Source organism: Pseudomonas sp. PDM31 (assembly GCF_019218965.1).
In the GTDB taxonomy this organism is placed as follows: domain Bacteria; phylum Pseudomonadota; class Gammaproteobacteria; order Pseudomonadales; family Pseudomonadaceae; genus Aquipseudomonas.
On record NZ_JAHUWS010000011.1, the window covers coordinates 51631 to 64477 of the forward strand.

Here is a 12847-nt window from a genome sequence, read left to right on the forward strand (position 1 = left end):
GCACTTATGATTTCCAGCTCCGAACACGCCCGCCTGCTGCGGCTGGCGACCCGTGCCTCGGTAGCCGTGGCGTGCACGCTGATCGTCGCCAAAGCCATCGCCTGGTGGTTGAGCGGCTCGGTGAGCATGCTCGCCGGGCTTACTGACTCGGCCCTCGACGGTGTCACCTCGTTGCTCAACTTGCTGGCGGTGCATTACGCCTTGCGCCCGGCCGACGACGATCATCGCTATGGGCACGGCAAGGCAGAGTCGCTGGCGGGCATGGCCCAGGCATTGTTCATTGGCGGCAGTGCGGTGCTGATTGCCCTACAGGCATTCGAGCGGCTGAAGCATCCTGAGCCGGTCGGCGCGCCGTGGATCAGCATCGGGGTGATTGTGTTCTCGCTGGTGCTGACCCTGGCCTTGCTGATGCTGCAACATCGGGTGGTCAAGGCCACCGGCTCCAATGCCGTGCGCGCCGACTCCCTGCATTACCGTTCGGACTTGCTACTCAACGGCAGCATTCTGGTGGCGCTGGTGCTCGCCGGGTTCGGCTGGCACCAGATCGACCCCTGGTTCGGCCTGGGTATTGCCGCGTACATTTTCTGGAGCGCGGTGCAGATCGCCCGTGAGAGCTTTACCGTGTTGATGGATGAAGAGCTGCCGCCGGATATCAGCCAGCACATGCTGGAGCTGGCCTGCAGCGTGCCCGGGGTGTTGGGTGCACATGATCTGCGCACACGGATCTCCGGCAACCAATGGTTCGTGCAGTTGCATCTGGAGCTGCCGGGGGAACTGACGCTGTCAGTCGCCCACGGCATCAGCGATCAGGCAGCCGCGGCAATTCACGACGCCTACCCCCGGGCCGAAGTGCTGGTGCACGCCGATCCGCAGGAAGTGGTGAACGCTGCCAGGGCTCATTCAGTCACCTGATATCCGCGACTTCCCAGGCAGTTGCCCTGGGCCTGACGGTAGCTTTGTACCACCGACGGGGCCGGTTGATAGGTGGCGGTTCGCGGGTCGAAACCACTCTGTTGCACTGCGTACTGATAGCACTCGTAGCCATCCCGGCTGACCTGCTCAGGTGACTGGCCGTTGGCCGGGTACGCCACTACGTCATAACCATTGCCGGCCGATTGTGGCTGCGATTGCGCGCTGCCAACCGGCGGCTCCACCACGACGTAATCCTGGGTATTGGCCTGATAGGCGTAATACGAGCCGGCCGCGAGAAACAGCAGCGCCCCACCCACCCAGACCTGCTGGGCATAGTCGGGCAAATAGCTGACCCGAATACCACGCGGCGGCTCCACCACCACATATTGCGGACCCAATGGGCGATACCAGTAACCGCCGGAGTAGAAGTAATCCATGCCACGGTAAGGTACGCGGTAATCTCGGTCCGGGAAGCGATCGATGACTTGGCCGGGGCGATACTTCGGCCCCGGGCCCCAACCGTTGCCGTGCCCGTCCGGTCGCCCCTGCCAATGATTGTCGCTGGAAGGTGCGCCGATATAGCCATTCCACCGCTGGTTGTAGTCATTGCGTCGCGGCACATCCTGATAGTACCCACGCTGCGGTTGCTGGGTCTGGCGCACGGTGTCTGGCCGGCCCGAAATCGGCAGGTCGTTGGCGGGAAGTTGCGGTGAGGGCGGCGGTGATCGAACCGGGCTGTTCAAGTCCGGCTGGGGGCGGTTCTGCCACTGGCCATTGTTCGGGTTCTTGCCGTTATGCTGATTCTGGCCGTTGTGCTCGAACTGACGGCTATTGTCGCCACGAATGACGTCGTTGCCCTGCGCAGGTGGCTGATAGTGAGGCTGACCGTTTTGCGGTTGCCCTTGATAGTTGCCACCACCGCCCTGGTTGTTGCCCTGATGACCGTCAGATCCGTGCTGGCCGCCATCGGGACCCCGTTTCTGCGGTTGATCGGCCAGCGATTGCGCAGTGACACTGACACACAGCAAACCAACACCGGCCAAACGCCAGATGCGCGACTTCATGCTCTTCCTCACTGCGGGTTAGGGCCTGTAGATAAGACTGGCAAAGCCAGGGCCGGTTCTGCGACAGGTTATCCGCCGCGCAGTTTATTTATTGAGGGCCGCACACAAGAAAAAGGGGAGACCCGTCGGCCTCCCCTTGAGAACTTCGTCCTGGCTCGACGCTTTTGACGTCGGCTCACCTCACGCCGTCTTCTGGACAGTGTGTAGCTCGGGGGCCGGCACATCCCCTGTGGGGGTGGCGGCCGCGGCGGGCCTGATTGGGCGGGCCGCACTGGACTGTTTGTCCGAGCAGTGATTCTGGTGATAAGAATAGGCTTTTGGTGGCGACAGAGGATTGCGAAGATTGCTCAAATAAACATCACTTGCGCAATTTTTAACCCCGGATACATAATCTGTCGCAATAGTTACGACAAAGGACTGATTGATGAGCAAACTCGACCGTTACGACCTGAGTATTTTGGCGGAATTGCAGCGCGACGCGCGCATCTCCAACCAGGAACTGGCCGAGCGCATCGGCCTGTCTCCTTCACCATGTTCGCGCCGGGTCAAGCAACTGGAAGATGACGGCTACATTTCCCGCCAGGTCGCCCTGCTCGACCGCAAAATGCTTGGCCTGAGCCTCACTGCCTATGTGCTGATCGGCATGGACCGCCATACTCCGGAGCGCTTCGAGAACTTCGAAGCGGCGATTCGCACCCTGCCGCAAGTGCTGGAGTGCAGCCTGGTGACCGGGATGGACGCTGACTATCAGCTCAAGGTCGTGGTACCGGATATGGACCACTACCAGAAACTGCTGCTCGGGCATTTGACCCGGATTGAAGGCGTTACCAGCGTGCGTTCAAGTTTTGTGCTGAATCAGGTTTTGAACAGTACCGAACTGCCTTTGACTCATCTGCGTAGCTGAGTCCCTCATCGCTGGCAAGCCAGCTACAGGTTTTGTGTCGTTCGCAATGTTGTGATCGGCGTTAAACCTTGCGGGAGCTGGCTTGCCAGCGATGGGGCCGGCACAGGCGACGAATGACTGCGACACACCGCCGCAGGCCCATGCTGCACCAACCCAGCGTGCCGTATACTCCCCGCGCCCTTTTAGCCGCCCCCGCGCTGGAGATGTCCGATGGATCCTGCAGTTTTCGAAGAGTGGATGATGACCGGACTGGTCAGCATCCTGATCATTTTCATGGGTTTCATCGTCTGGGATCTGGCGAAGAAGTCCAAGGCCGGGCGGTTCGGCTCGTTCATTCTGTTCTTTGTGCTGGGTCTTGGCGTAGCCGCCTTCATCATCAAGAGCGTGGTGATCGGCCTGATCGAGAGCGGCACCCTATAAGCGCGCCGGCACCTCTTTCCACTGGCCCTGATCGAGCCCTTCGATCGTCCAGTCGCCGATCCTGACCCGCACCAGCCGCAACGTCGGCAACCCCACCGCTGCCGTCATGCGCCGGACCTGCCGGTTGCGCCCTTCGCGAATCACCAATTCCAGCCAACTGGTCGGCACACTTTTGCGAAAGCGCACTGGTGGATTGCGCGGCCACAGTTGCGGCTCTTGCAGTTGCCGCGCCTCGGCGGGCAAGGTCATGCCGTCATTCAACTCGACACCGTTGCGCAAGCGCTGCAACTGCTCGGCGCTCGGCTCGCCCTCCACCTGCACCCAATAGGTCTTGGCCAGTTTGTGTTTCGGGTCGGCAATCCGCGCCTGAAGCTGGCCGTCATTGGTCAGCAGCAGCAAGCCTTCGCTATCTCGGTCCAGACGTCCTGCCGGGTAAATGCCCGGAATCTCGATGAAGTCCTTTAGGGTCGCGCGCCCTTCGCCGTCGCTGAATTGCGTCAGCACATCGAACGGCTTGTTGAACAGGATCAGCTTCGGCTCGGTCGGGGGCGCCTTGGCGACGCGACGCGGGGCGGGTTTCGCAGGATTTGCGCCGGGACGGCGAGAGGCAGGACGTGGCGGACGAGGCATGGGAAGTAAGAACATCTAACGGTCTGGGCTGACAATGCTAGTGCCCAGACCGCCAAATGACCATGACAACCGTCAGCGGAACGGCGGTTCGTCGAAGCTGCGCAGCTTGCGCGAGTGCAACGAGTTGAGCTCGGTGCGTAACAGGTCCACCGCTTCGATGCCGATCTTCAGGTGCTGGCTGACCGCGCGTTCATAGAAGGCGTTGGCCGACCCCGGCAACTTGATTTCGCTGTGCAGCGGCTTGTCCGATACACACAGCAACGTGCCGTAAGGCACCCGCAATCGATAACCTTGCGCCGCGATGGTGCCGCTTTCCATGTCCACGGCTACGGCGCGGGACAGGTTGATCAACGGACGCTCCTGGGCCCAGCGCAGTTCCCAGTTACGATCGTCGTAGGTCAGCACGGTACCGGTGCGCAGGCGTTTTTTCAGTTCATCGCCTTTCTCCCCGGTGATATTGGCCGCCGCCTGCTGAAGGGCGAGCTGCACTTCGGCCAGGGCCGGAATGGGAATGTTCGGCGGCACGACCCGGTCGAGGATCCCGTCGCGGCGCATGTAGGCGTGCGCCAGCACGTAGTCGCCAATGGTTTGCGACTGCCGCAAGCCACCGCAGTGGCCAATCATCAGCCAGCAATGCGGACGCAGCACCGCCAGATGGTCGGTGATGTTCTTGGCGTTGGACGGGCCGACGCCGATGTTCACCAGGGTCACGCCATGGCCATCGCTGGCGATCAGGTGATACGCCGGCATCTGGTAGCGGTGCCAGACCACGCCGGCGGCAATTGCCGAGGCTTCCCCGTGATCCATGGTCTTTTCGATGATCACGTTGCCCGGCAGCACCATGCGCACGAAACGCGGGTCGTTGCGCAGCTGCTCCAGGCCATGGACGATGAACTGGTCGACGTAACGGTGATAGTTGGTCAGCAGAATCCACGGCTGCACATGCCGCCAGTCACTGCCGGTGTAATGCACCAGTCGACGCAGGGAGAAATCCACCCGTGCGGCATCGAACAGTGCCAGGGGCAGTGGGTCGGTGTTTTCCCAATCGTAGAGTCCGTCGGCAATGCCATCGGTTGCCGCCGACAGGTCGGTACTGGGGAACACCCGCGCCAGCACCGCAGCGGTGACGCCGGAACCGGCCAGCTCATCGCCCTGCTCGACGACGTATGGGTAAGGAATATTCTGCTGACTGACACCCACCTCGACCGTCACGGTGAAGTCATGCATCAACGGAACCAGTTGCTCCAGCAGGTATTTACGGAAAGCCGCCGGATGGGTGACGGTGACGCTGTAGGTGCCCGGCAATTGCACCTTGGCGTAGGCCCGGGTGGTCTGCGGGACTTCGCCCTGGCAATGGTAAGTCAGGCGCAACTCGGGATACCGGAACATCGCACGCTGTTCGGCATCAGGCTCGACACGATCCTTGAGGTAACGCTTGAGCGCCTGATTCAGCGCAGTAGTCGCACGACTGTGCAAGAGTGCGAGCCGGTCCACGGCTTGCTCGGCGGTTTGAACGACAATAAAAGCTTCGGTCACGATCAGCATCCTGTGTTCTGACTTGCAGAGCTTCATCTTGCCTGCATCGTCGCTTCACGGGAACAGTTGCGTGCTGCTACAAAAATACTGCAAACACCAAAGTTCACTGTGGGAGCGGGCTTGCTCGCGAAGGCGTCGTGCCAGCCAATGGGATGCCGGCTGAAATACTGCCTTCGCGAGCGAGCCCGCTCCCACAGAGGATCAGGGTCGATCACACATTAGGTGTCGAGCGGGCGACAATGGCTTCTACGTCCAGCCCGCGTGGCAATGCGCCGTACACTCGGCCACCGCCATCCAGACGACTGGCAATAAACGCATCACTGACCGCCGCATTCCCGGCTTCCAGCAACAGCTTGGCCTGCAACCCCAGGGCAATATCTTCAGTCAGCTGCCGGGCACGGTACTGAATGTCGCTGGTATCCTTGAAGGCCTCCTGTAACTGGCGGATGTGTGCGGCCAGACGCTTGTCGCCATGACCGTCACCCAGCTCGCTGAACAATGCATCGAGCACACCCGGCTCTTTCGACAGCGCCCGCAACACATCAAGGCATTGCACGTTGCCGGAACCTTCCCATGTCGAGTTCACCGGTGCCTCGCGATACAGGCGCGGCAGAATGCTGTCCTCGACATAGCCCGCACCACCCATGCATTCGGCGGCTTCGTTGATCATCCCCGGCGCACGCTTGCATATCCAGTACTTGCCCACCGCCGTCACCAGGCGGGCGAATTTCGCTTCCTGCGAGTCATCCAGATGATCCAGCGCCCGGCCCATGCGCAGGCTCAAGGCCAGGGCCGCTTCGCTTTCCAGGGCCAGATCCGCCAGCACGTTCTGCATCAAGGGTTGTTCGCTGAGCAATTTGCCGCCGACCGAGCGATGGGCGCAGTGATGGCTGGCCTGGGTCAGCGCCTGGCGCATCAACGAACTGGAACCGACCATGCAATCGAAACGGGTCATGGCGACCATTTCTATGATTGTCGGAACCCCGCGGCCCTCCTCGCCGACCATCCAGGCCAGTGCCCCACGGAACTCCACTTCACTGGAAGCATTCGAGCAGTTGCCCAGCTTGTTCTTCAGACGCTGGATGTAAAACTGATTGCGCGTATCGTCCGGGCGATGGCGCGGCAACAGGAAGCAGGTCAGGCCCTTGTCCGTCTGCGCCAGGGTCAGGAAGGCATCGCACATGGGGGCCGAACAAAACCACTTGTGCCCCACCAGTTCATAAGCCTGACCAGGACCACGGCCCCCCACCGGGTAAGCCTTGGTGGTGTTGGCCCGCACATCGGTGCCGCCCTGCTTCTCGGTCATGGCCATGCCAATGGTGACCCCGGCCTTGTGGGCCATGCCGACGTTGCGCGGGTCATATTCGGTAGCGAGGATTTTCGGCAACCACTGCTGCGCCAGATCCGCTTGCAGGCGCAGCGCCGGTACGCTGGCAAATGTCATGGTCAACGGGCAGCCACTGCCGGCTTCGGCCTGACTGTGCAAGTAAGTCATGGACGCGCGCGCGACATGGGCGCCATCCTGTGGGTGCGCCCAGGGCAACGAAGTCAGGCGATGCTCGACTGCCGTGCGCATCAGTTGGTGATAGGCGGGATGAAACTCCACCAGGTCAATACGATGACCGTAACGGTCATGGCTGCTGAACTCCGGCTTATTCTGGTTGGCCAGGAACCCGGCCTCCATCAACGGCCCGCCGGCCAATGCACCATAGGCGTCGATTCGCGACTCGGCCCAACCGGCACCGAACCGCCGCGACCACTCCTGCAACGGCAGGTCGATGCGGTACAGGTTGGCGCCATCCAGCGACGGTGGCTGGTTGGTGACTTCGTGGGTTTCGGCGAACTGATGCAGGTTCATGACAGGGCTCCTTTGGTCAGCCAAGGGACTTCAGTTAAGCACTGCCCCATGGTCGAACAAAGTGTCATATCTGCCTAACTGCCGGCGCTTTCGCCATGCTGTGGGCAGAGCACCCGACGATAAAGCGCCGCCTGCAAGTCTTCGAATTTCACCGGTTTACTCAAGTGATCGATCAATGCACCGGTCGGACAGCGTTCCCGATCGACACCGAGGGCGACCAGGAACAACGGCAATTGTGCGCAACCCGGCAAGGCGCGGATCTGACAACAGACCGACATTCCTTGCGTTTTCGGCAACTGGCAGTCCACCAGCACGGCATCAAAGGCTTCTTGCTGCAGCAGTTCGAGGGCGACGGTATCGCTGTCGGCGGTGCGCACGCGAAAGCCGAGCTTGAGCAGCATGCCGCGCATCACCAGTTGGCTGATGCTGTTGTCATCCACCAGCAGTACGGCGCATTCCTGTGGCAAGCGCAGGAGTGGAAAATCCCGGGGCATCAGGGGTGCCACAGAACGCCCGGCTGCTTCCAGTTCAACTTCGACGTCGAGCTGGAAGCGGCTGCCGCGCCCGGGCTCGGAACGGTGAGTCAGACGCCCACCAAGCAATTCAACCAACTGCCGGCAGATCGCCAGCCCGACCCCAAGTCCGCCATATTCGCGAGTCATCGAACCGTCGAGCTGGAAGAAGCGCTGATACATGGTGGCCTCCCCAAGATCGGTAAAACCGATGCCGGTGTCGATCACCGCAAAGGTCAATGCCAATCGGTCAGGCTGGTTCGCCTTCGCGGTCACCCGCAAGGCCAGGCCTCCAATGCGGGTGAATTTGATTGCGTTATCCAGCAGGCACTCCAGGCATTGCGAGATCTTCGCCTTGTCACCATGCAGGCGGTCCGGCACACCCGAGGCGATATCGACCTTGAAATCCAGGGATTTGGCTGTCGCATTACCTTCGAACTGCCCTCGCAACGACTCGACCATACCACGCAAACTGAAGGCATCCGCCGAGGCCTTGAGCTTGCCGGCCTGCAATTCGGTGAGGGTGAGAATGCCATTGACCATGCGCATCATGTCCCGCGCCGACCCCGAGGCCGTCTGCTGGTATTGCTCCAGCTCCGGGTCCATTTCTACGGTCTGCATCAGCTCCAGAGAACCGATTACGCCGTTCATCGGCGTACGCAGTTCATGGGTCAGGGTGGCGAGAAATTCGTCCTTGAGCTGGTTGCTGCGCTCCAGTTGCTGGTTGAGCACTTCAAGTTTCTGGCTGGCATCGAGCAGGGTCTGTGCTTGCTGCTCGCGCATTGCGTTGATGCGATCGGCCAGGGCCAGGGACAGCAAAGCCACCTCGATCGCCGAACCGATCTGGCTGGAATACATGGTCAGGAACACGTTGGGCAGGTAACCCAGCACCATCAGCGTATTGACGACGCCACCGAGCAGAAACGCCGACCAGGCGATGATGAAGTACCGCGCTACGCGCAAGCCGCGCAGCCAGGCAAAGATGCCGGCGGCAAAAATCACTACGGTGAACGTCAGCGCCAGCGCCGTGGCCAGCCGTAACGCCAGGGCATAACTGGCCATCAATGACAGGCCGACCACCAGCGCACTGAAAACGACCAGCGCCAGCAATAAGCGATCGACCCAGCGGCTGTGGGTAGCCATCTGCAAAAAACTGCGGGCGAACTGACTGCCGAACAGACCCGCGCAGCCAATGAAAAATGGCGTCGCGGCATTAGCCCACCAAGGGTTGTCGGGCCAGAAATACTGCACCGCCGCCCCGTTCACCGACAGCTGATACAGACCGAACGAGGCGATGTAGAAGATGTAGTAGAGGTAACTGGTGTCGCGCACACTGAGGTAGATGAACAGGTTGTAGACCAGCATTCCCAGCAACACGCCGTATATCAACCCAAGTACATAGAGGCGCACGGGTTGTTCTTCGAGGTAGGCGGTGCTCGACCACAACGTCACGGGCGCCTGGATCGAGCCTTCACTTTGCAGACGCAGATAGAGGGTTTCGCGCTGATCTGGCTTGAACGCCAGGTCGAACAGGTAATTGTTCTGACGAATCTCACGACTGGCAAATGGCAAGGCATCGCCGGTCTGCCGGACCAGATGATAGTCGCCGGCCGAATCGGGTAAATAAAGATCGAGGCGGTCCAGAGGCGGATAGGCCAGTTCCAGCAGCCAGGTCCGTTGCGCTGCCGGGTTGCCCGGACGGTAGTGCAGGTCAATTTTCAGCCAGAACACAGAACGTGAATACCCGGCGTTGAGCGTGTCTTTGTGGTGAGGCTTGAAGTTGCCGGCTGCCGCTTGCGCAAGTACATCCGCGATGGTCGCCTGACCACCCGCGTCCTCCAGCACTTGCAGGGTTCGGCCCAAGGGAAGGCTGCGAGTAAACTCATCGAACTCGACGGCGTTCGCCAAAAGGGGCAAACACAACAGCAACATCAGCAGATAGCGCATTTAAGCCCCAGCGTGGACTGTCCGGTCTTTTCAGGAAGCCCCCCATTCCCTTTGAGTAGACGTAAAACCGGTATCACCTGTTATTGGTTTGGATCCACTTTAGCATAGCCGTTGATGGCCTTTAAGCACCATCGAAAATTATATTGAAAAGGCTCTAGAACGGGCACTTCAGCACTAATCAGCGATCCAAAACCACTGCCTTGATGGCAATGATCAAAAGATCGCTATGCCAATGCGTGCACACACCCGAAAAACATGTTTGGTGGTAAGCTCGCGCACCATGAATATCTACAGCTCTCGCCCCGTTGTCCTCTGTCTCTCCGGCCACGACCCAAGTGGTGGCGCCGGCTTGCAGGCAGATATCGAAGCCCTGCTCGCTCAGGGATGCCATGCGGCTCCGGCCGTGACCGCCCTGACCGTGCAAGACACCGTCAATGTCACTGACTTCCGCGTCCTCGACCGTGAGTGGGTGCTGGCCCAGGCCAATGCCGTGCTCAACGACTCCGAAGTCGCTGCGGTCAAACTGGGCATGCTCGGTTCCCTGGAAATGGTCGACACCGTTGTCGAACTGCTTTCGGCTCACCCGCATTTGCCAGTGGTCTGTGACCCGGTACTGCGCGCCGGCGGCGGCGGGCGACTGGGCAAGGACGAAGTGGGCTACGCCATGCGTGAACGTCTGCTGCCCCTGTCGATCATTGCCACCCCCAACCTCCCTGAAGCCCGCATCCTCGCCGAACTGCCTGAGGGCACTGCGGACGAGTGCGCAGAAAAACTCCTGCCATACGTCAAACACCTGCTGATCACCGGCGGTCACGGCGACGAAACCGAAATCCACAATCGCCTGTACAGCCGTGATGGCCTGCGCGAAACCTTTACCTGCCAGCGCCTGCCCGGCAGCTATCATGGCTCCGGTTGCACCCTGGCCAGCGCCCTGGCCGGTCGTCTGGCCCAGGGTGAAAACCTCGCCAGCGCCGTACAGACTGCACTTAACTACACGTGGCGCACCCTGCGCGATGCCGAGCAGCTGGGCAAAGGCCAATTCGTGCCACGCCGCCTGCCACTGGACTTCTGTTCGTAATGCCATGAGGCTAGTCCGATGAAACTACGTGGCCTGTACGCCATTACCGACAGCCAGTTGCTGGCCGGTAAACTTCTTTCGTACGTGGAGGCGGCACTGGAAGGTGGCGTCACCTTGCTGCAGTACCGCGACAAGAGCAGCGATGAGGCCCGCCGCCTGCGCGAGGCCGAAGCCTTGCGCGATCTGTGCGATCGATACAAGACCCAGTTGATCATCAATGACGACGCGGAGTTGGCCGCGCGCCTGAACGTCGGCGTGCATCTTGGCCAGACCGACGGCCCACTGTCGCCGACCCGCGCACTGCTCGGTTCCAAAGCGATCATCGGCTCGACCTGTCATGCGCAAATCGAACTGGCTGAGCAAGCCATAAAAGAAGGCGCCAGTTACGTCGCCTTTGGCCGCTTCTTCAATTCCAGCACCAAGCCCGGCGCACCCACTTGCAGCCTCGAACTACTCGACCAGGCCCGCAAGCAATTGCACCTGCCGATCTGCGCGATCGGCGGTATCACCCTTGATAACGCCGCGCCGCTGGTGGCCCATGGCGTTGATCTGCTGGCGGTGGTGCATGGCCTGTTTGGTGCACAGAGCACGGCTGAAGTGACCCGCCGCGCCCGCGCCTTCAACGAACTGCTTTCTATTTAAGTAGCTTAAAATCCGATTTGAGAGCCCGATCATGTCTCGTTCCGAAACCCTGTTTGCCAATGCCCAGAAACACATCCCCGGTGGCGTGAACTCGCCGGTGCGCGCGTTCAAGAGCGTTGGCGGCACGCCGTTGTTCTTCAAGCACGCTGAAGGCGCCTACGTCACCGACGAAGACAACAAACGCTATGTGGACTACGTTGGTTCCTGGGGGCCGATGATCCTCGGTCACAGCCATCCGGACGTGCTGGACGCGGTGCGCAAGCAACTGGAGCACGGGCTGTCATACGGCGCACCGACCGAGATGGAAACCCAGATGGCCGATCTGGTCTGCTCGCTCGTGCCGTCGATGGAAATGGTGCGCATGGTCAGCTCCGGTACCGAAGCAACCATGAGCGCCATCCGCCTGGCCCGCGGCTTCACCGGTCGCGACAGCATCATCAAGTTCGAAGGCTGCTACCACGGTCACTCCGACAGCCTGCTGGTCAAGGCCGGTTCCGGCGCCCTGACCCAAGGCGTGCCGAGCTCGGCCGGTGTGCCGGCAGCGTTCGCCAAACACACCCTGACCCTGCCGTTCAACGACATCGACGCAGTTGAAGCCATGCTCGCCGAAGTTGGCCAGGACGTGGCCTGCATCATCGTTGAACCCGTGGCCGGCAACATGAACTGCGTACCACCGGCTCCGGGCTTCCTCGAAGGCCTGCGGACGCTGTGCGACAAACACGGCGTGGTGCTGATTTTCGACGAAGTCATGACCGGTTTCCGTGTCGCCCTCGGCGGCGCCCAGGCGCACTACGGCGTGAAGCCGGACCTGACCACCTTCGGCAAGATCATCGGCGGCGGCATGCCGGTCGGCTGCTTCGGCGGCAAGCGCGAAATCATGTCGCGCATCGCACCGCTGGGCCCGGTCTACCAGGCCGGTACACTGTCGGGTAACCCGCTGGCAATGGCCGCCGGCCTGACCACCCTGCGCCTGATCAGCCGTCCGGGCTTCCACGCCGAGCTGACCGACTACACCACTCGCCTGCTGGACGGCCTGCAACAACGCGCCGATGCAGCCGGCATTCCGTTCGTGACCACCCAGGCCGGTGGCATGTTCGGTCTGTATTTCAGCGGTGCCGACGACATCGTGACGTTCGATGACGTCATGGCCAGCGACGCCGCCCTGTTCGGCCGTTTCTTCCACCTGATGCTGGAAGGTGGCGTTTACCTGGCACCGAGCGCGTTCGAAGCCGGCTTCACCTCGATCGCCCATGGCGAAGCCGAGTTGAAACTGACCCTGGATGCCGCCGAGCGCGCCTTCGCTGCATTGAAGTAAGGGTGCTGCGCTGACGCTGGTCACTGCCA

The 12847-nt window shown here is 61.0% G+C and carries 11 protein-coding genes; 6 read left to right on the top strand and 5 right to left on the bottom strand.

Going from position 1 to position 12847, the window contains the following annotated elements; all coding sequences use genetic code 11:
* The first annotated feature begins 6 nt into the window (after window positions 1-6).
* The gene (locus tag KW839_RS21065) at window positions 7-912 is read left to right on the top strand and encodes a cation diffusion facilitator family transporter (RefSeq protein WP_218425409.1); all 906 of its coding nucleotides are present in this window, start codon (window positions 7-9) and stop codon (window positions 910-912) included.
* Here KW839_RS21065 and KW839_RS21070 read toward each other — a convergent pair.
* On the bottom strand, window positions 897-1976 hold the full coding sequence (locus KW839_RS21070) for a DUF6515 family protein (RefSeq protein WP_218425410.1): 1080 nt from the start codon (window positions 1974-1976) through the stop codon (window positions 897-899). The two genes, KW839_RS21065 and KW839_RS21070, sit on opposite strands and share 16 nt — an antisense overlap.
* Window positions 1977-2400: 424 nt before the next feature.
* Between KW839_RS21070 and KW839_RS21075 the strand changes: the two genes are divergently transcribed.
* Both KW839_RS21075 and KW839_RS21080 read left to right on the top strand, forming a co-directional pair.
* The gene (locus tag KW839_RS21075; protein WP_007937367.1) at window positions 2401-2880 is read left to right on the top strand and encodes an Lrp/AsnC family transcriptional regulator; all 480 of its coding nucleotides are present in this window, start codon (window positions 2401-2403) and stop codon (window positions 2878-2880) included.
* Window positions 2881-3090: 210 nt separating this feature from the next.
* Window positions 3091-3300, top strand: a complete 210-nt coding sequence (locus tag KW839_RS21080; protein ID WP_039594082.1) for a DUF2788 domain-containing protein — start codon at window positions 3091-3093, stop codon at window positions 3298-3300.
* On the opposite strand, the gene KW839_RS21085 is transcribed toward KW839_RS21080, so the two are convergent.
* From KW839_RS21085 to KW839_RS21100, 4 genes are all read right to left on the bottom strand, one after another.
* Complete coding sequence (locus KW839_RS21085; protein ID WP_256352784.1) at window positions 3295-3930, bottom strand: pseudouridine synthase; 636 nt, start codon at window positions 3928-3930, stop codon at window positions 3295-3297. The two genes, KW839_RS21080 and KW839_RS21085, sit on opposite strands and share 6 nt — an antisense overlap.
* Before the next feature lie 72 nt (window positions 3931-4002).
* Window positions 4003-5502, bottom strand: coding sequence for an AMP nucleosidase (amn, locus tag KW839_RS21090; protein ID WP_218425411.1), 1500 nt, complete (start codon window positions 5500-5502; stop codon window positions 4003-4005).
* A gap of 175 nt (window positions 5503-5677) precedes the next feature.
* The gene (locus tag KW839_RS21095; protein ID WP_218425412.1) at window positions 5678-7324 is read right to left on the bottom strand and encodes an acyl-CoA dehydrogenase family protein; all 1647 of its coding nucleotides are present in this window, start codon (window positions 7322-7324) and stop codon (window positions 5678-5680) included.
* 74 nt (window positions 7325-7398) lie between these two features.
* Window positions 7399-9783 (bottom strand): hybrid sensor histidine kinase/response regulator, encoded by a 2385-nt coding sequence (locus tag KW839_RS21100; RefSeq protein ID WP_218425413.1) that lies wholly within the window; start codon window positions 9781-9783, stop codon window positions 7399-7401.
* A gap of 280 nt (window positions 9784-10063) precedes the next feature.
* Between KW839_RS21100 and KW839_RS21105 the strand changes: the two genes are divergently transcribed.
* From KW839_RS21105 to hemL, 3 genes are read left to right on the top strand one after another with little or no spacing between them, the layout of a single operon-like run.
* Window positions 10064-10861 (top strand): hydroxymethylpyrimidine/phosphomethylpyrimidine kinase, encoded by a 798-nt coding sequence (locus KW839_RS21105; protein ID WP_060543396.1) that lies wholly within the window; start codon window positions 10064-10066, stop codon window positions 10859-10861.
* 18 nt (window positions 10862-10879) lie between these two features.
* Window positions 10880-11503 carry a thiamine phosphate synthase gene (thiE, locus tag KW839_RS21110; RefSeq protein ID WP_218425414.1) on the top strand — a complete coding sequence of 208 codons (624 nt, stop codon included), beginning with the start codon at window positions 10880-10882 and terminating at the stop codon, window positions 11501-11503.
* 31 nt (window positions 11504-11534) lie between these two features.
* Window positions 11535-12818, top strand: coding sequence for a glutamate-1-semialdehyde 2,1-aminomutase (hemL, locus tag KW839_RS21115; protein ID WP_060543281.1), 1284 nt, complete (start codon window positions 11535-11537; stop codon window positions 12816-12818).
* The last annotated feature ends 29 nt before the right edge of the window (window positions 12819-12847 follow it).